Source organism: Kitasatospora sp. NPDC048298 (assembly GCF_043201465.1).
In the GTDB taxonomy this organism is placed as follows: Bacteria; Actinomycetota; Actinomycetes; order Streptomycetales; family Streptomycetaceae; genus Kitasatospora.
In genome coordinates this window covers 176,364-193,970 of record NZ_JBICYZ010000005.1, presented here as the reverse complement: position 1 = coordinate 193,970, position 17,607 = coordinate 176,364, and the positions used below count along the sequence as shown (strand labels likewise).

Annotated in this window: 15 protein-coding genes; 3 read left to right on the top strand and 12 right to left on the bottom strand. The window is 72.7% G+C overall.

Annotation, left to right across the window (positions count from 1 at the left end; all coding sequences use genetic code 11):
• Window positions 1-86 precede the first annotated feature (86 nt).
• From mltG to ACGF0D_RS06520, 5 genes are all read right to left on the bottom strand, one after another.
• Window positions 87-1,367: an endolytic transglycosylase MltG gene (mltG, locus tag ACGF0D_RS06540; protein WP_392914167.1), complete on the bottom strand. Its 1,281-nt coding sequence runs from the start codon at window positions 1,365-1,367 to the stop codon at window positions 87-89.
• A gap of 137 nt (window positions 1,368-1,504) precedes the next feature.
• Window positions 1,505-1,984: a Holliday junction resolvase RuvX gene (ruvX, locus tag ACGF0D_RS06535; protein WP_392874730.1), complete on the bottom strand. Its 480-nt coding sequence runs from the start codon at window positions 1,982-1,984 to the stop codon at window positions 1,505-1,507.
• Window positions 1,984-4,653, bottom strand: a complete 2,670-nt coding sequence (gene alaS, locus ACGF0D_RS06530) for an alanine--tRNA ligase (RefSeq protein ID WP_392914166.1) — start codon at window positions 4,651-4,653, stop codon at window positions 1,984-1,986. Before alaS ends, ruvX begins: the two co-directional genes overlap by 1 nt.
• Window positions 4,653-5,141, bottom strand: a complete 489-nt coding sequence (locus tag ACGF0D_RS06525) for a DUF6167 family protein (RefSeq protein WP_392874724.1) — start codon at window positions 5,139-5,141, stop codon at window positions 4,653-4,655. The genes alaS and ACGF0D_RS06525 overlap by 1 nt, the downstream gene beginning before the upstream one ends.
• A 4-nt stretch (window positions 5,142-5,145) precedes the next feature.
• Window positions 5,146-5,625, bottom strand: a complete 480-nt coding sequence (locus tag ACGF0D_RS06520; RefSeq protein ID WP_392874721.1) for a DUF948 domain-containing protein — start codon at window positions 5,623-5,625, stop codon at window positions 5,146-5,148.
• Window positions 5,626-5,844: 219 nt separating this feature from the next.
• Here ACGF0D_RS06520 and ACGF0D_RS06515 point away from each other — a divergent pair, with 219 nt between their 5' ends.
• Entirely contained in the window at window positions 5,845-8,073 is a 2,229-nt protein-coding gene (locus ACGF0D_RS06515) for an ATP-binding protein (RefSeq protein WP_392914165.1), read from the top strand.
• A 48-nt stretch (window positions 8,074-8,121) separates the two neighbouring features.
• On the top strand, window positions 8,122-8,448 hold the full coding sequence (locus tag ACGF0D_RS06510) for a tetratricopeptide repeat protein (protein ID WP_392874716.1): 327 nt from the start codon (window positions 8,122-8,124) through the stop codon (window positions 8,446-8,448).
• Window positions 8,449-8,529: 81 nt separating this feature from the next.
• Here the strand turns inward: ACGF0D_RS06510 and rpsD are convergent, their stop codons facing one another.
• From rpsD to ACGF0D_RS06475, 7 genes are all read right to left on the bottom strand, one after another.
• Window positions 8,530-9,144, bottom strand: a complete 615-nt coding sequence (gene rpsD / locus ACGF0D_RS06505) for a 30S ribosomal protein S4 (protein WP_030240707.1) — start codon at window positions 9,142-9,144, stop codon at window positions 8,530-8,532.
• Window positions 9,145-9,456: 312 nt separating this feature from the next.
• Entirely contained in the window at window positions 9,457-10,866 is a 1,410-nt protein-coding gene (locus ACGF0D_RS06500) for a replication-associated recombination protein A (RefSeq protein WP_392914164.1), read from the bottom strand.
• Between the two features lie 38 nt (window positions 10,867-10,904).
• On the bottom strand, window positions 10,905-11,723 hold the full coding sequence (gene ppk2, locus ACGF0D_RS06495) for a polyphosphate kinase 2 (protein ID WP_392874710.1): 819 nt from the start codon (window positions 11,721-11,723) through the stop codon (window positions 10,905-10,907).
• Between the two features lie 139 nt (window positions 11,724-11,862).
• Window positions 11,863-12,309, bottom strand: coding sequence for a GNAT family N-acetyltransferase (locus ACGF0D_RS06490; protein WP_392874707.1), 447 nt, complete (start codon window positions 12,307-12,309; stop codon window positions 11,863-11,865).
• A 156-nt stretch (window positions 12,310-12,465) separates the two neighbouring features.
• Window positions 12,466-14,256: an aspartate--tRNA ligase gene (gene aspS / locus ACGF0D_RS06485; RefSeq protein WP_392874704.1), complete on the bottom strand. Its 1,791-nt coding sequence runs from the start codon at window positions 14,254-14,256 to the stop codon at window positions 12,466-12,468.
• On the bottom strand, window positions 14,253-15,515 hold the full coding sequence (gene hisS, locus ACGF0D_RS06480) for a histidine--tRNA ligase (RefSeq protein WP_392914163.1): 1,263 nt from the start codon (window positions 15,513-15,515) through the stop codon (window positions 14,253-14,255). The genes aspS and hisS overlap by 4 nt, the downstream gene beginning before the upstream one ends.
• A gap of 11 nt (window positions 15,516-15,526) precedes the next feature.
• The gene (locus ACGF0D_RS06475) at window positions 15,527-16,234 is read right to left on the bottom strand and encodes an MBL fold metallo-hydrolase (protein WP_074002379.1); all 708 of its coding nucleotides are present in this window, start codon (window positions 16,232-16,234) and stop codon (window positions 15,527-15,529) included.
• A gap of 235 nt (window positions 16,235-16,469) precedes the next feature.
• On the opposite strand from ACGF0D_RS06475, the gene ACGF0D_RS06470 reads away from it, so the two are divergent.
• On the top strand, window positions 16,470-17,312 hold the full coding sequence (locus ACGF0D_RS06470; protein ID WP_392874698.1) for a peptidylprolyl isomerase: 843 nt from the start codon (window positions 16,470-16,472) through the stop codon (window positions 17,310-17,312).
• Window positions 17,313-17,607: the final 295 nt, after the last annotated feature.

Here is a 17,607-nt window from a genome sequence, read left to right as displayed (position 1 = left end):
AGGGAGACGTTACCGTACCGCAGCCTTACCCCCGGCCGGGCGCCCGCGCCGTCGGTGGACGATCTCACCGACGGCGCACAACTCCGTTACGGCGTCCCCCCACCGGCGCCGGAGGGCGCCCCGGCCCCGCCCGCGGCCCCCGGCCCTGAGGCCGCCGGGGAGTCCGGGCCGGCGGCCGCGCCCGAGGCCGGGGCGCTCGACTTGGCCGTCGCCCGGTTGGCGTTGAACTCCGCCACGTTGCGTTGCTGCACGTCGAAGCTGTCGGTGAAGCGGGTGTCCCCCGGCTTCACGGTGACGAAGTACAGCCAGTCCCCCGGCGTCGGGTCCAGCGCCGCCATGATCGCCTGCCGTCCGGGGTTGGAGATCGGGCTCGGCGGCAGCCCGGGGTGCAGGTAGGTGTTGTACGGGGAGTCCAGCCTGGTGTCGGTCACCGAGGTGTTCAGGGTCGAACGGCCGAGCGCGTAGTTGATGGTGGAGTCCAGCTGCAGGGGCATAGCCCTGGCCAGCCGGTTGTAGATCACCCGGGCCACCTTGCCCATGTCCTCGGTGTTGTCGGCCTCACCCTGGACCATGCTGGCCACGGTGACCAGCCCGTACACGCTCTGCCCCAGGTTCTGGGCGACCACGGTGGCGTCGTCCCGGCTGAACTCCTTGCCGGCCCGGTCCACCATCTGCTTCAGCAGGTCGATGGCGCTGGTGCCCTCGGTGACGCTGTACGTCGCCGGGAACAGGTAGCCCTCCGGGCTGCCGTTGGTGAAGTCCGGCAGGCCGAGTTCGGCGCCCTGCTCCTGGGCGGTCCGCTGGGCGGTGCCCGGGGGCAGGTTCAGCTTCTTGTCGATGGCCGCGTAGATCTGGTAGCCGCGCCAACCCTCGGGAATGGTCAGGCCGTTGGCGTTGGCCGGGTCGATCAGGACCGCCAGCGCCGCCGCGGCCGACATCTTCAGCTTCAGCGTGTACGTCCCCGGCTGGATCCGCCCGGCCGCGGCCGCGCTGCCCTTCGCGGCCCGGGTGAAGGCGAGCGAGCTGGCCACCACCCCGTTGCGGACCAGCGCGGACGCGATCTGGGACAGGCCCGCACCCTCCGGCACCGAGACCTGCACGCTGCCGGTGCCCTGCCCGGCGAAGTCGGCGGCGGCCGGGGGCCTGCGCTGCGCCTGGACCCAGGTGTACCCGGTCAGCCCGATCCCGCCGAACACCGCGATCAGCGCGAACGCGGTGAGCCCGCAGGCCAGTCCGTTGCGCCGTCGGTGCGGATCCGGCGCATCGAAGCGCGGACGGGGCGCACCCGGCGGGCGGCCCTCCGGCTCCAGCACGGGCGCACCCAGGTGCCCGGGGGTGAGCCCTGGGTGGAAGTCCTGGTCGGTCATGACTCTCGCCCCTTCGGCGGTCCCGAACCGGTCCGGATCGATACGGACCGATCCGGACCGGACAGGGAGACGAACGAGAAGGGGCCCGTGCGGACGCGTCCGCACGGGCCCCTCGACGGGACGTTAGACCAGGCCGGTCAGCCGACCGCCTCGACGCTCTCACCCGGCGGGCGTCCGCTCACCCGTTCGGACTCAAGGGCGGTCTGGAGGATCACCACCGCGGCGGCCTGGTCGACCACCGAGCGGCCCTTCTTCGCCTTGACCCCGGACGCGCGCAGCCCGTGGGTCGCGGTGACGGTCGACATCCGCTCGTCCACCAGCCGCACCGGCACCGGGTAGACCCGGTTCGCCAGCCGGGCCGCGTACGCCCGGACCTTCTCCGCCGCCGGGCCCTCCTTGCCGCTGAGCGAGCGCGGCAGCCCGACGATCACCTCCATCGCGCCGTACTCGTCGACGATGGCGGCGATCCTGGCCTGCGACTTCACCCCGGCCGGGACGGTCTCCACGGGCGTGGCGAGCACCCCGTCGGGGTCGCAGGACGCGACCCCGATCCGGGCGTCCCCGACGTCGACGGCGATCCGCCGCCCACGCCGGAAGGGCCTCTCCTCCTGCTCCATCAGCTGGCGCGCTCCGCGACCAGACCGCGCACCGCGGCGATGGCCTCGCCGACCGCGGCCGGGTTGGAGCCGCCGCCCTGGGCGACGTCGTCCTTGCCGCCACCGCCGCCGCCGAGGGTCTTGGCGGCGGTGCGGACCAGCTCGCCGGCCTTGATGCCGCGGCCGCGGGCGTCCTCGTTGGTGGCGATCACGGTCAGCGGGCGGTCGTTCGCCACGGTGAAGGCGGCGACCACGGCCGGGCGCGAACCCAGGCGGCCGCGCACGTCCAGGACCAGCTTGCGCAGCTCGTCCGCGCCCACGCCGTCGGCGACCTGAGCGGCGACCACGGCGATGCCGTGCACGTCCTCGGCCGAGTCGGCCAGGCCCGCCGCGGCGGCCAGCACCTTCTCGGCGCGGAAGCGCTCGATCTCCTTCTCGGCGTCCTTGAGCTTGGCGAGCATGCCCGAAATCTTCTCCGGCAGCTCCTCCGGGCGGCCCTTGACCAGCTCGGTGAGCTGGGAGACCACGGTGTGCTCACGGGCCAGGAAGCGGTACGCGTCGGAGCCGACCAGCGCCTCGACGCGGCGCACGCCGGAGCCGATCGAGGACTCGCCGAGCAGCTTCACCAGGCCCAGCTGGGCGGTGTTGCCGACGTGGGTGCCACCGCACAGCTCCTTGGAGAAGTCGCCGATGGTGACGACCCGGACCTCGTCGCCGTACTTCTCGCCGAACATCGCGATGGCGCCGGCCTTGCGGGCCTGGTCCATCGTCATGACCTCGGCGGTGACCTCCAGCTCGCGGGTCAGCACGTCGTTGATCTTCTGCTCGACGTCGACCAGCACGCTGCCGGGGACGGCGGCGGGCGAGCCGAAGTCGAAGCGGAAGCGGCCGGGGGCGTTCTCGGAGCCGGCCTGGGCGGCCGTCGGGCCGAGCGCGTCACGCAGCGCCTGGTGGGTCAGGTGGGTGGCCGAGTGGGCGCGGGCGATCGCCCGGCGGCGCTCGGTGTCGATCGTGGCGTACGCCGAGGCGCCCAGCACGACCTCGCCGAACAGCACCCCGCCGGAGTGCACGATGACGCCCGGGACGGGCTGCTGCACGTCGCGGATCTCCACCACCGCGCCGGACTCCAGCCGGATCCGGCCCTGGTCGGCGAGCTGGCCGCCGCCCTCGGCGTAGAACGGGGTGCGGTCGAGGATGATCTCGACCTCGTCGCCCTCGGAGGCGGCCGGCGAGGGAACGCCGTCCACCAGCAGGCCGACCACGGTGGCCTCGCCCTCGGTGAGGGCGTAGCCGGTGAAGACGCTGGCACCGGACTTGTCGGCGACCTCGCGGTACGCGGCGACGTCGGCGTGGCCCATCTTCTTGGCCTTGGCGTCCGCCTTGGCGCGGTCCCGCTGCTCCTGCATCAGGCGGCGGAAGCCGGCCTCGTCCACCTGGAGGCCCTGCTCCTCGGCCATCTCCAGGGTGAGGTCGATCGGGAAGCCGTAGGTGTCGTGCAGCTTGAACGCCTGCTCGCCGGAGAGCACCGCGCCGCCGGACTGCTTGGTCTCGGTGACCGCGACGTCCAGCAGGTTGGTGCCGGCCTTCAGGGTCTGGAGGAAGGCCGCCTCCTCGCCGACGACGACCGTCTCGATGCGCTTGCGGTCGGCCTCCAGCTCGGGGTACTGCGGGGCCATCGCCTTGATCGCGACGTCGATGAGCTCCTTGGACACCGGCTCGGTGGCGCCCAGCAGGCGCATGTTGCGGATGGCGCGGCGCAGGATGCGGCGCAGCACGTAGCCGCGGCCCTCGTTGCCCGGGGTGACGCCGTCGCCGACCAGCATCAGCGCGGTGCGGATGTGGTCGGTGACCACGCGCAGCGAGACGTCCGACTTGTGGTCGGCGCCGTAGCTGTGGCCGGTGAGCTCGGCGGCGCGGTCGAGGATCATCCGGCTGGTGTCGATCTCGAAGAGGTTGTCGACGCCCTGCAGGACGGCGGCGAGGCGCTCCAGGCCGAGGCCGGTGTCGATGTTCCTGCTCGGCAGGTCGCCGAGGATCTCGAAGCCGTCCTTCCCGTCGCCGTGGCCGCGCTCGTACTGCATGAAGACCAGGTTCCAGATCTCCAGGTAGCGCTCGCCGTTGACGGCCGGGCCGCCCTCCTCGCCGTACGCGGGGCCGCGGTCGTAGTTGATCTCCGAGCACGGGCCGCACGGGCCGGGGACGCCCATCGACCAGAAGTTGTCCTTCATGCCCAGGCGCTGGATGCGCTCGGAGGGCACGCCGATGACGTCACGCCAGATCTGCTCGGCCTCGTCGTCGTCCTTGTAGACGGTGATCCAGAGCTTCTCCTTCTCCAGGCCGTAGCCACCGTCCGCGACGGGGCTGGTGAGCAGCTCCCACGCGAACTTGATGGCTCCTTCCTTGAAGTAGTCGCCGAAGGAGAAGTTGCCGCACATCTGGAAGAAGGAGCCGTGCCGGGTGGTCTTCCCGACCTCCTCGATGTCCAGGGTGCGCACGCACTTCTGGACGCTGGTGGCGCGCGAGAACTGCGGCTTGACCTCGCCCAGGAAGTAGGGCTTGAACGGCACCATGCCGGCGTTGACGAGCAGCAGGGTGGGGTCGTCGGCGACCAGGGACGCCGACGGAACGACGGTGTGGCCGCGCTCCTCGAAGAAGCGCAGCCAGCGGCGGCGGATCTCAGCCGACTCCATTATTGGTCCTTCCGGTTCGGGGTGCCGCCCCGCGGCGGCAGGGCACGGCGGGGCGTTTCTTCAGTGGTCTGGGGGGTGGTACGGGCGCCGTCGGGTACGGAACGGGCGCGGGACGGAGGCAGGGCGGCGGCCGGGCTACCGGGCGCCGCCGAGATAGCTCGGTACTGCGGCTCCCGCGAGGGGGGCAGCGCGGAGCGCTTCCCAAGAAGGGTGGTGGTGGGCGACGGGTGGGCACCGCGGGCCCCGCGGGGCTCCGCCACGGCGGTGCCGTGCAGCCCGAGGTCGTCCTTCAGCTGCTCCTCGCGCTCGGCCATTCCGGCCCTCACGTCCTGGGCGAACTGCTTGGCCAGGTCCCCCAGGTGCAGCGCACCGCGCGCGGCGGTGCCGGAGAGACTGTCCGGGGTGAGCCGCTGCGCGGCCTCGTTGGCCTTCTTCATGGCCCAGACGGTGGCGCCGGCGCCGACCGCCATCCAGAAGACGCGTCCCATGCCGTCAGCCCCTCACCGCACGCCGGACCCGGGAGAGCAGGCCGGTCCTGGGCGCGGTCGCGGCGCGCACCTCGGCCCGGACCAGCCGGGCCAGCTCCTCGCGCTCGCCGGCCTGCGACGGCACCGGCGGCAGACCGCCCTGCTGCCGCGCGACGGCCTTGCGCACGCCGTAGCTGAACGCCGCGACCTTGACCAGCGGTCCGCCCAGGGTGGCGGCCACGGTGGAGGAGAGCGCGTTGGCGTTGGCGGCGGCGTCCTGCACGTTGGCGGTGATCTCGTCCACCCGCTCCAGCTGCTGGTTGGCGCTGCGCACGGCGGCGCCCGCGTCGGTCAGCAGCGGGACGGCCTGCTCGGTCACCGCGGAGACCAGGACGGCGGCCTCCTTGAGCACCCGGGAGAGGCGGACCAGCACGACGGCGAGCAGGGTGACCAGGACCGCCCAGAACACGGCGACGAGCAATCCGGCCAGCTCTCCCACGGACACCTTGCGCGCTCCCTCGCCTTGCAGTTCTTCAGACGGAACCCTATCGCGCCCACGCCTGATTCCCGGACCGGGTTCTTTCCCCGGCGATCCGGTCGGATGTGCGATCCGCGCGCGTAACCTACCGGCCGGTCACCTCGTTCTGCCTGGCAGGCCGTCGCCCGTACGGCCCGACGCACGTCCGGACCGCGGCGGTCCGGCCTGGAGCACGGGGAGCAGCCTTTGGCCGGGGACCGGAGAGCACAGCCCTGGGAGCCCGGGGCGGGACCGGACGGTCCCGAGCCCGGCCGGCTGCCGGCCGAGGTGACGGCCTTCGTCGGGCGGCAGGACGAACTGGCCGAGCTGACCGGCCTGCTGGCCTCGGCCCGGCTGGTGACCGTCACCGGTCCCGGCGGCGTGGGCAAGAGCCGGCTGGCGCTGCGCGCGGCGGCCCGGGCGGCCGGCGCGTTCCCGGACGGCACCTGGCTGGTGGACGTGGCCCCGGTGCAGGACGGGCTGCTGCTCGGCGACGCCGTCCTGGAGGCGCTGCGGTTCGCCGACGGCACCGCCCGTCCGCCGCTGGACGTCCTGGCCGAGCGGCTGGCCGGCCGGCGCCTGCTGCTGGTGCTGGACGGCTGCGAGCACCTGGTGGAGGCCTGCGCGGACCTGGCCGACGCGCTGCTGCGGGCGCTGCCCGGCCTGCGGCTGCTGACCACCAGCCGCACCGCCCTGCGGGCCTCGGGCGAGCACCTGCTCGCCCTCGCGCCGCTGCCGGTCGACCTCGCGCCGCCCGGCCCGGTGCGGCCGGGCGCGCTGCCGGACGCGGTCCGGCTGTTCGCCGACCGGGCCCGGGCGGTGCTGCCGTCCTTCGAGGTGACGGAGGCCAACGCGGAGGCGGTCGCGCTGCTCTGCCGCCGGCTGGACGGCCTGCCGCTGGCCGTGGAGCTGGCCGCCGGGCGGCTGCGCGCGCTGTCCGTGGAGCAGGTCACCGCCCGGCTGGACGACCGTTTCCGGCTGCTCACCGGCGGCTCCCGGACGGCCCTGCCCCGGCACCGGACGCTGCGCACGACGATCGGCTGGAGCCATGAGCTGTGCACCGTGCAGGAACGTTTACTCTGGGCCCGCCTGTCGGTCTTCGCCGGCGGCTTCGACCTGGAGGCCGCCGAGTACGTCTGCGCCGGCGAGGGCATCGAGGCCGAGGAGGTGCTCGACCTCCTCGACGAGCTGGTGGCGAAGTCCGTCGTCCTGAGCGAGGACAGCGCCTTCGGCGTGCGCTTCCGGCTGCTGGACTCCCTGCGCGAGTACGGCGGCCAGTGGCTGCGCGCCGCCGGCGAGGAGCAGCGGCTGCTGCGCCGCCACCGCGACTGGTACCTGGGCGTCGCCACCTGGGGCGAGGTCGAGTGGTTCGGCCCCCGGCAGGCGGAGACCGCCGAGCGCACCGGGCTCGCCCACGGCAACCTCCGCGCGGCGCTGGAGTACTGCCTCGGCGAGCCCGGCGAGGAGCAGATCGCCCTGCTGCTGGCCGCCACGCTCTGGTTCTACTGGGTCGGCTGCGGCCACCTCGGCGAGGGCCGGCACTGGCTGGACCGCGCGCTCGCCCTGGACCGCGAGCCCACCGAGGCCCGGGCGAAGGCGCTCTGGGTCACCGGTCACCTGGCCGTCCTCCAGGGCGACCTCGGCTTCGCCCGCCCGGCACTGGAGGACTGCCGCCGCCAGGCGCTGAACACCGGCGACGACCGGGCCCTGGCCTACGCCGTCCACCGCCAGGGCTGTGTCGCGCTGGTCGGCGACGACCCCGACCGGGCCGCCGAGCTGTTCGAGGAGGCGCTCTGGCACTACCGGACCATCGGCGAGCTCAACAGCAACGTGGTGATGGCCATGCTGGAACTGGGCCTGGCCTACCTGTTCCAGGGCGACCTGGACAGCGGCGAGCTCTGGTTCCGCCAGGCCCGCGAGCTGTGCGAGGAGCACGGCGAGCAGTGGGCCTACGGGTACGTGCACTACGCGATGGCGTACTCGCACTGGCTGGACGGCGCCGTCCAGCCCGCCCGGACGCTGGCCCGGGAGTGCGTACGGCTGCACCACCTCTTCCACGACCTGCTCGGCCTCGCGCTTGGCGTCGACCTGCTGGCGCTGCTGGAGACGGAGCCGGGCAGACCGGGCGAGCCGGGTGACCTGCGCGAGGCCCGGGTGCTGCAGGGGGCCGCGCACCGGCTCTGGCGCACGGTCGGCAACCCGTTCCTGGGCTCGCGGAACTTCTTCGGCCCGCACCAGGAGTGCGCGGAGCGGGCCCTGGCCGGGCTGACCGCCCAGGAGTACGAGGACTGCTACGAGGCCGGCACCCTGCTGGACCTGGACGCGGCGGTCGTCCGGGCGCTCGGCGGCGGGGGCTCGGCGGCGGCCCCCGGGCCGGCCCCGGGCCCCCGCTCGGCGCCCCCCGCGTCGGCGCCCTCACCGGCGCGGAATAGTTGAAACTTGCCGATTGCTTGAGGAGGCAAGTAACCGCCCGGAAGGAACACCATGGCCGTCAACAACGCCGCCGACGAGTACCGCATGGCGAAGTTCTACTTCGACTCCAAGGCGTACACCGACGCGGCCCGCACGCTCGAAGGCGTACTGGCCGAGGAGCCGACCAACCTCTCCGTCCGGCTGCTGCTGGCCCGCAGCTACTTCCACTCGGCCCAGCTGCGCCGCGCCGAGGCCGAGCTGCTGCGGATCCTGGAGGCCGACCCGGCCGAGGACTACGCCCGGCTGATGCTCGGCCGCACCCTGGAGCGCCAGGGCCGCGCCGAGGAGGCCCGCCCGCACCTGCGGCTGGCCGCCGCGATGACCGGCGAGAGCATCTGACACCGGTGGGAAAAGGGACGAGCCCCCGTCGCCTCGGAAGGCGACGGGGGCTCGCTGGTGTTCGCGAAGAGCGAAGCCGGGTCAGCGCGAGTAGTACTCGACGACCAGCTGCTCGTCACAGATCACCGGGACCTCCTTGCGCTGCGGCGCACGGTCCAGGCGGAAGGCCAGGGCCTTCAGGTTGACCTCGAGGTACTTCGGGGTCTGGCCCTCACCCGCGTAGCCACCCTCACGGGCGACCTGGAAGGGGACCTTCTCCTTGCTGCGCTCGCGGACGGTCACCACGAAGCCGGGCTTCATCTGGAACGACGGCTTGTTGACCTTGCCGCCGTTGACCTCGATGTGGCCGTGGACGACCATCTGGCGGGCCTGGTAGATGGTGCGGGCGATGCCCGAACGCAGGACCAGGGAGTCCAGACGGGTCTCCAGGTCGGCGACGAGCGCCTCACCGGTCTTGCCCTCGGCCTTCTTCGCGCGGTCGAACGCGCGCGCCATCTGCTTCTCGCTCAGGTCGTACTGAGCGCGCAGACGCTGCTTCTCGAGCAGACGGACCTTGTAGTCCGAGTTCTGCTTGCGGCCACGGCCGTGCTGGCCGGGCGGGTACGGGCGGGCCTCGAAGTACTTGACGGACTTCGGGGTCAGCGGCACACCGAGCGCGCGCGCGATCTTGACCTTGGGACGCTTCTGGTTCGCCATGAACCAAACCTTCCTTGCTTACGAATACGGCTTCACCAGGTGTTGACGGAGGTCGCATGTCGCGACCCGGAGAAAACCCCGCCGCCTGCGCGATGGGATCAGCCGCTCTCCGGAGCCGGGCACGGAAGTGCTGGTCACACGGACCGACCCGGGAACCCGGGCCGCCCGCGACACCGGTGACGGTGCGCGACGCTCCTGGTGCGGGCCTCCCGGAGGAGGCCTACCGCCGATGCCCCGCTGGTGCGGCCGGTCGGTGGGGTCTCCCCCGCCGCCGTCCCGGGACATGGCACTCCGACGAAGTATACCGGTGGATCACTCGCCCTTTTCCCCGGGCTGCTCCTCGGGCTTCTTCCCGTCCTTCTTCTCCACCCTGCGCTCCCCCCGCAGCCGCCCGCGCGTCCACTCCACCACGTCCGCGTACCGGGCCTCGCCGCCGCGCCTGGTCGGCTGGTAGTACTCCTTGCCGTGCACCGCGTCCGGCGCGTACTGCTGGGCGGCGATGCCCTCCGGCAGGTCGTGCGGGTACCGGTAGCCCTTGCCGTGGCCGAGCTTGCCCGCGCCGCCGTAGTGGGCGTCCCGCAGGTGGGACGGGACGGCGCCGGCCAGGCCCTGCCGGACGTCCGCCAGCGCCGCGTCGATCGCCAGGTAGGCGGCGTTGGACTTGGGCGCGAGGGCCAGCGCGATGGCCGCCTGGGAGAGGATGATCCGGGCCTCCGGGAAGCCGATCAGGGCCACCGCCTGGGCCGCCGCCACCGCCGTCTGCAGGGCCGTCGGGTCCGCCAGGCCGACGTCCTCGCTGGCCGAGATCATCAGCCGGCGGGCGATGAACCGCGGGTCCTCCCCCGCCTCGATCATCCGGGCCAGGTAGTGCAGGGTGGCGTCCACGTCGCTGCCGCGGATCGACTTGATCAGCGCGCTGGCCACGTCGTAGTGCTGGTCGCCGTCCTTGTCGTAGCGCACCGCCGCGTGGTTGACCGCCGTCTCGGTGAGGGCCAGCGTGATGCTCGGCTCACCCTCCTCCAGCGCCGCCCCGGCCGCCGCCTCCAGGGTGGTGAGCGCCTTGCGGGCGTCCCCGCCGGCCAGGCGCACCAGGTGGTCCTCGGCCTCCGCGGACAGTTCCAGCGCGCCCTCCAGGCCGCGCTCGTCGGCCACCGCGCGGCGCAGCAGCGCCCGGATGTCCTCGTCGGTCAGCGACTCCAGGGTGAGCAGCAGCGAGCGGGACAGCAGCGGGGAGATCACCGAGAAGTACGGGTTCTCCGTCGTCGCCGCGATCAGGGTGACCCACCGGTTCTCCACGGCCGGCAGCAGAGAGTCCTGCTGGGCCTTGGAGAAGCGGTGGATCTCGTCCAGGAAGAGCACGGTCTCCCGGCCGGACATCCCGACCGCCCGCCGGGCGCCGTCGATCACCGCCCGGACCTCCTTGACCCCGGCGGTGATCGCGGACAGTTCCACGAAGCGGCCCTCGACCGCCTGGCTGATCACGTGCGCCAGGGTGGTCTTGCCGGTGCCGGGCGGCCCCCAGAGGATCACCGAGCTGGTCGCCGCCGGGCCGCGCGAGCCCGCGACCAGCCGGCGCAGCGGCGAGCCGGGCTTCAGCAGCTGCCGCTGCCCGGCCACCTCGTCCAGGGTGCGCGGACGCATCCGTACGGCCAGGGGCGCCCGGCCGGGCTCCCTGCTCTGGCGTTCCTCGGCTGCGGCGGTGAAGAGGTCCGGTTCGTCCACACCGGAAGCCTATGCGAGGCCCCGGACAGCCCGGGCCGCTACTCCAGCGCGGCGGCGTGGTCCGGGACGTACTTCTGCAGGTCACGCGGGGGGCGCTGGTAGCCGCGCGACGCGGGGCGGGGCGGCAGCTTGATCTGCGGGACCTTCGTCTCCTGGTACGGCACGGTGGACAGCAGGTGGGCGATCATGTTGATCCTGGCCCGGCGCTTGTCGTCGCTCTCCACCACGTGCCAGGGCGAGTCCGGGATGTCGGTGTGGAGGAACATCTCGTCCTTGGCCCGCGAGTAGTCCTCCCAGCGGGTGATCGACTCGACGTCCATCGGGGAGAGCTTCCAGCGCTTCATCGGGTCCTCCAGCCGGTCCCGGAACCGCCGCTCCTGCTCGGTGTCGCTCACCGAGAACCAGTACTTGCGCAGCAGGATGCCCGACTCGATCAGCATCCGTTCGAAGGTCGGGCACTGGTGCAGGAACTGCCAGTACTCGTCGTCGTCGCAGAAGCCCATCACGCGCTCGACACCCGCGCGGTTGTACCAGCTGCGGTCGAACAGCACGATCTCCCCGGCGGCCGGCAGGTGCTCGACGTAGCGCTGGAAGTACCACTGGGTCTTCTGCCGCTCGGTCGGCGTGGGCAGCGCCGCGACCCGGGCGATGCGCGGATTCAGGTACTCCGTCACCCGCTGGATCGCTCCGCCCTTGCCCGCCGCGTCACGCCCCTCGAAGACCACCACCAGCCGGGCGCCCTCGACCCGCACCCACTCCTGGAGCTTCACCAGCTCCTGCTGGAGCCGCAGCAGTTCCCTCTCGTACGGCCTCTTGGCCAGCTTCTCCGGCTTGCCGCCGCGCTGCTGCTCGCCCACCCTCGGGTCCTCCGTTCGGTCGAATGCTGATGAGCACTCACCGTAGGCGCCGCTGGCCGGATCCGCAGGTCGGCGGGGCGTGGCGACCGGGGCGGTCTCGTGGACCGGCCCTGGGAGAGGCACCCGAGGGAGACGGGCCCTAGAGGGCGAGGAAGGGCTCGGGGTAGCTGCAGAGACCGCGCGGGCCGCCGTCGTACCCCGTCAGCGGCAGCGCCTGGAAGTACGTCTCCGGAACCTCGAACGGGCCGGTGACCTCGTGCCGCCCGGCCGGCGCGAAGCCGAACCGCTTGTAGTACTCCGGATCGCCGAGGACGACCACGAGCTTCTCGCCCGCGTCCTCGGCCGCCGCCAGCGCGGCCCGGACGACCAGCTCGCCGACCCCCCGGCGCTGCCACTCGGGCGCCACCGCGACCGGCGCGAGCGCCAGCCCCGTGCCGTCGCCGACCCGCAGCCGGCTCAGCAGCGCGTGCCCGATCACCAGCCCGGTCCGGTCGACCGCCACCACGGACAGGCCGGGCAGCCAGGCGGGATCGCGGCGCAGCGCGTCCACCAGGTCCGCCTCGTCCGGGCCGGGGAACGCGGCCATGTGGACGCGCCTGGTCGCCGGGGCATCGTCCGGACATTCGACTCTCGTTGTGACCTGCATTGAGTCAACCCTCCCTGTGTCACACACCGTTGTGGACCGGCCCCGGACGGTGGGTGGACCGTCCGGGGCCGTTGCAGGTTAGCGGATGACGCGGTGTCAGGACTTGGGCTGAGCCTCGCCCTTGGCGTCCTCGCGGACCTTCGGCTGGGCGTCCACACCGGCCTCGCGACGCTGCGCCGGGGTGATCGGGGTCGGGGCGCCGGTCAGCGGGTCGCCGCCGGTGGACGTCTTCGGGAAGGCGATGACGTCCCGGATGGTGTCGTACCCGCCCAGCAGCGTGACGATGCGGTCCAGGCCGAAGGCGACACCACCGTGCGGCGGCGGGCCGTAGTTGAAGGCGTCCAGCAGGAAGCCGAACTGCGAGGCCGCCTCCTCCTCGGAGAGGCCGATCGCGTCGAACGCCCGCTTCTGCACGTCGCGCTGGTGGATACGGATCGAACCGCCGCCCAGCTCCGAGCCGTTGAGGACCAGGTCGTAGGCGTTGGACAGCGCCGAGCCCGGGTCGGTGTCGAAGGTGGCCAGCGACTCCGCGGTCGGGGCGGTGAACGGGTGGTGCACCGCGTGCCAGCCCTGGAACTGACCCTTGTCGTCCTCGATCGGCTCGAACATCGGGAAGTCGACGACCCAGAGGAAGGCCCACTTGGACTCGTCGATCAGCTCGCAGCGGCGGCCGATCTCCAGACGGGCGGCGCCGAGCAGCTCCTGCGAGGCGCGCTCCTTGCCGGCCGCGAAGAAGACCGCGTCGCCGTTCTTGGCGCCCGCGGCGGCGGCGAGGCCGGCCAGGTGCTCCTCGGAGAGGTTCTTGGCGACCGGGCCGCGCAGCTCGCCGGTCTCGGCGTCGATGAGGACGTACGCCAGGCCCTTGGCGCCGCGCGCCTTGGCCCAGTCCTGCCAGGCGTCCAGCTGCTTGCGCGGCTGCGAGGCACCGCCGGGCATGACCACGGCGCCGACGTACGGGGCCTGGAAGACGCGGAAGTCGGTGCCCTTGAAGTACTCGGTCAGGTCGGTGAGTTCCTGGCCGAAGCGGACGTCCGGCTTGTCCGAGCCGTAGCGGCCCATGGCGTCCGCGTAGGTCATCCGCGGCAGCGGGTTCGGGACCTCGTAGCCGTGCACCTCGCGCCAGATGGCGCCGATGATCTTCTCGCCGAGGGCCAGGATGTCCTCCTGGTCGACGAAGGAGGCCTCGATGTCCAGCTGGGTGAACTCCGGCTGCCGGTCGGCGCGGAAGTCCTCGTCGCGGAAGCAGCGGGCGATCTGGTAGTAGCGCTCCATGCCGGCCACCATCAGCAGCTGCTTGAACAGCTGGGGCGACTGCGGCAGGGCGTACCAGTGGCCGGGCTGGAGGCGGACCGGGACGAGGAAGTCGCGGGCGCCCTCGGGGGTGGAGCGGGTGAGGTACGGCGTCTCGATGTCGAGGTAGTCGTTCTCCTCCATCACCCGGCGGATGATGTTGTTGACCTTGGAGCGCAGGCGCAGGCCCTTGGCCGGGCCCTCACGGCGCAGGTCCAGGTAGCGGTAGCGCAGCCGGACCTCCTCGTTGACCGTGCCGGGCTCGTACTCGGCGACCGGGAAGGGCAGCGGGGCGGCCTCGGAGAGCACCTCGATCTCGCTGACGACGACCTCGACGGCGCCGGTCGGGATGTCGGGGTTCTCGTTGCCCTCGGGGCGGACCCGGACGTCGCCGACGACCTTGACGCAGTACTCGGCGCGCAGGCCGTGCACCGAGTCGAGGTCGCGGACCACGATCTGCACGGTGCCGGAGGCGTCGCGCAGATCGATGAAGGCGACGCCGCCGTGGTCGCGGCGGCGGGCGACCCAGCCGGCCAGGGTGACGGTGGTGCCTGCGTGCTCCGGGCGGAGCGTGCCCGCGTCGTGCGTGCGGATCACAGCTGCTTCTCCTTCAGGGTGGTGACGAGTGCGTCGAGGGCGACGGGGGTCTGCTCGCCGGTGCTCAGGTCCTTGAGCTGGACGACGCCCTCGGCGAGGTCCCGGTCCCCGGCGATCAGGGCGAAGCGGGCGCCGGACCGGTCGGCGGACTTCATGGCGTTCTTGATGCTCTTGACGCCGAAGGCGAGGTCGGTGGCCACGCCGGCCCGGCGCAGCTCGGTCACCTTGGCGAACAGGACGTCCTTGGCCTCCTCGCCGAGCGCGACGGCGTACACGGCGGTGGCGGACGGCAGGTCGAGGGTGATGCCCTCGGCCTCCATCGCGAGGAAGGTACGGTCCACACCGAGCGCCCAGCCGACGGACGGCAGCGCCGGGCCGCCGATCATCTCGGACAGGCCGTCGTAGCGGCCGCCGCCGCCGATCGCGGACTGGGCGCCGAGGCCGTTGTGCACGAACTCGAAGGTGGTGCGGGTGTAGTAGTCCAGGCCGCGCACCAGCTTGGGGTCGTCCACGTAGGCCACGCCCGCCGCGGTGAGCAGCTCGCGCACCTTCTCGTGGTACGCCTTGCACTCCTCGCACAGGTAGTCGCGCAGCATCGGCGCGTCGACCAGCTGGGCCTGCACGGACTCGCGCTTGTCGTCGAGGACGCGCAGCGGGTTGATCTCGGCGCGGCGACGGGTCTCCTCGTCCAGGTCCAGGCCGGAGAGGAACTCGATCAGCGCGGCGCGGTAGACCGGGCGGCACTGCTTGTCGCCGAGGCTGTTGAGCAGCAGCGAGTAGTTCCGCACGCCGAGCGAGCTGAAGGCGTCGTCGGCCAGGATGACCAGCTCGGCGTCGAGCGCCGGGTCCTCCGCGCCGATCGCCTCGGCGCCGACCTGGGAGAACTGGCGGTAGCGGCCCTTCTGGGCGCGCTCGTAGCGGTAGTACGAGGCGGAGTACCAGAGCTTGACCGGCAGGTTGCCCTGCTTGTGCAGGTTGGCCTGGAGGGCGGCGCGCAGCACCGGGGCGGTGCCCTCGGGGCGCAGCGCGAGCTCGTCGCCGCCCTTGGTGGTGAGGGTGTACATCTCCTTGGAGACGATGTCGGTGGACTCGCCGACACCGCGGGAGAACAGCTTCACGTCCTCGAAGACCGGGGTCTCGACGTAGCCGTAACCGGCCCGGCGGGAGGGCCCGGAGAGCCGGTCGCGGATCGCCAGGAAGGTCGCGGAGCTGGGGGGCAGCAGGTCGTAGGTGCCCTTGGGGGCGGTGAAGGTGCTCAACTTCTCTTCCGTCACATTCCTCGTCGCGGGAAAGCCGGGGCGCCCGCCGCCCCTGCTGCCTGTCGGAGGTAGGGGTTGGTGGCGCGCTCGCGGCCGATGGTGGTCTGACCGCCGTGGCCGGAGAGGACCACGGTGGAATCGTCGAGGGGCAGGCACACCCGGGCCAGCGAGTTCATGATCGCCTCGCTGTCCCCGCCCGGGAGGTCGGTACGCCCTATGGAGCCGGCGAACAGCAGGTCGCCCGAGAACAGCACCGGGGGGAGGTCCTCGGCACCGGGCGTCCGGAAGGTCACCGACCCCCCGGTATGGCCCGGGGCGTGGTCCACCGTGAGCTTCAGGCCGGCCAGCTCCAGCACGCTGCCGTCGGTGAGCTCGCGCACGTCGTCGGGCTCGCCGACGGTGAGCTCGCCCATCAGCTGGGTACCCAGGGAACGGCCGAGCGCCTTCTCCGGGTCGGACATCATGTAGCGGTCCTCGGGGTGGATCCAGGCCGGGACGCCGCGGGCGCCGCAGACCGGGACCACCGAGGCCACGTGGTCGATGTGGCCGTGGGTAAGCAGCACGGCGACAGGCTTCAGCCGGTGCTCGCGGACCATCTCCTCGACGCCCCGGGCCGCCTGGTGGCCGGGATCGACGATGACGCACTCCTCGCCCGCCGCCGGAGCGACCAGGTAGCAGTTGGTGCCCCAGGCTCCAGCGGGGAATCCGGCGATGAACACGCTCGTCCTTCGTGATGTGGTCGGCGACGGCTACGGGATACAAGTCAAGTGGTGTAAGCGCAGCCTACCGGCGGTCCGGGTCCGGTTGCGAACCAGATGGCGGTCGCGGGGCACGCGGCCTGACAGGTTCACCGCGTTCTTACGGGCCGGGTCCCTACACTTGGCCGCCGAGGGATGCGATGATCCGCTCCGGAATCCATCCACTTTTCCCGCACATCCGTAGGAGACACGGCCGGTGGTCAGCAGCGAACAGCGGCGGCGGCAGCTCGCCCGAGAGAAGTACGAGCGCCAGTTGGAGCGCCGCGTCGCGGCCGAGTCCGCGCGCAAGCGGCGCAACACGATCCTGGGCGCCTCGCTCGCGGTCGTGGTGCTGGCCGGCGGTGGCACCCTGATCGCCACCGGCGCGTTCAGTTCGGACGACAAGGGCGACAAGAAGGCCTCGGCCGCGAACAGCGCCCAGGCGGCGCCGACCGCCGAGCCGACCACCCCGACCCGCAAGCCGGTCGAGGGCTGCGCCGCCCCGGCGCCGGGCGCGCCCAGCGGCAAGCAGTGGCAGGCCGAGCCGCCGATGACGATCGACCCGAGCGGCTCGTACGCCATGACGCTGGACAGCAACTGCGGCAAGGTGACGATCGCGCTGGACGCGGCCAAGGCCCCGCACACCGTGAACTCCTTCGCCTTCCTGGCCGGCGAGAAGTTCTTCGACCACACCAAGTGCCACCGCCTCACCACCGACGGCATCTTCGTGCTCCAGTGCGGCGACCCGACCGCCAGCGCGACCGTCCCGGGCGGCACCGGCGGTCCCGGCTACAAGTTCGCGGACGAGAACCTGGCCGGCGCGACGTACCCGGCCGGCACCGTGGCGATGGCCAACTCGGGCCCGGGCACCAACGGCAGCCAGTTCTTCCTGGTCTACAAGGACACCAAGCTGCCGCCGAACTACACCCCCTTCGGCAAGATCACCGGCGGTCTGGACGCGGTGCAGAAGATCGCCGCCGCGGGCACCCTGGAGGGCTCGCCGGACGGCCACCCGATGGCCGACGTCACCTTCAACTCCGTTACGGTGGCGAAGGGTTGACCGACTCCGGGGCCGGGGGGGGGGGGGGGGGGGGGGGGGGGGGGGGGGGGGGGGGGCGGGGGCGGGCGGGGGGGGGGGGCGGGGGGGGGGGCGCGGGGCGGGGGGGGGGCGGGCGGGGGGGGGGGCGCGGCGCCCCCACCCCACAACCGCGCGTGGGGGGGGGGGGGGGGGGCGCCGGGGGGGGGGGGGGGGGGGGGCCGCCCCCCCCCCCCCCCCCCCACGGCCCCGGACCGAAATCGCCCGGCCCGGATGCGGACAGCACCGGTCCTGGTCGCCTATGTTGGCGTTGTATAGG

Coding starts and splice junctions, on each gene's coding strand:
- ACGF0D_RS06525 (WP_392874724.1), bottom strand. CDS start 5,141: ATGGGACGCGTCTTCTGGATGGCGGTCGGCGCCGGCGCCACCGTCTGG.
- ACGF0D_RS06510 (WP_392874716.1), top strand. CDS start 8,122: ATGGCCGTCAACAACGCCGCCGACGAGTACCGCATGGCGAAGTTCTAC.
- ruvX (WP_392874730.1), bottom strand. CDS start 1,984: ATGGAGCAGGAGGAGAGGCCCTTCCGGCGTGGGCGGCGGATCGCCGTC.
- alaS (WP_392914166.1), bottom strand. CDS start 4,653: ATGGAGTCGGCTGAGATCCGCCGCCGCTGGCTGCGCTTCTTCGAGGAG.
- ACGF0D_RS06490 (WP_392874707.1), bottom strand. CDS start 12,309: ATGGCCGCGTTCCCCGGCCCGGACGAGGCGGACCTGGTGGACGCGCTG.
- mltG (WP_392914167.1), bottom strand. CDS start 1,367: ATGACCGACCAGGACTTCCACCCAGGGCTCACCCCCGGGCACCTGGGT.
- rpsD (WP_030240707.1), bottom strand. CDS start 9,144: ATGGCGAACCAGAAGCGTCCCAAGGTCAAGATCGCGCGCGCGCTCGGT.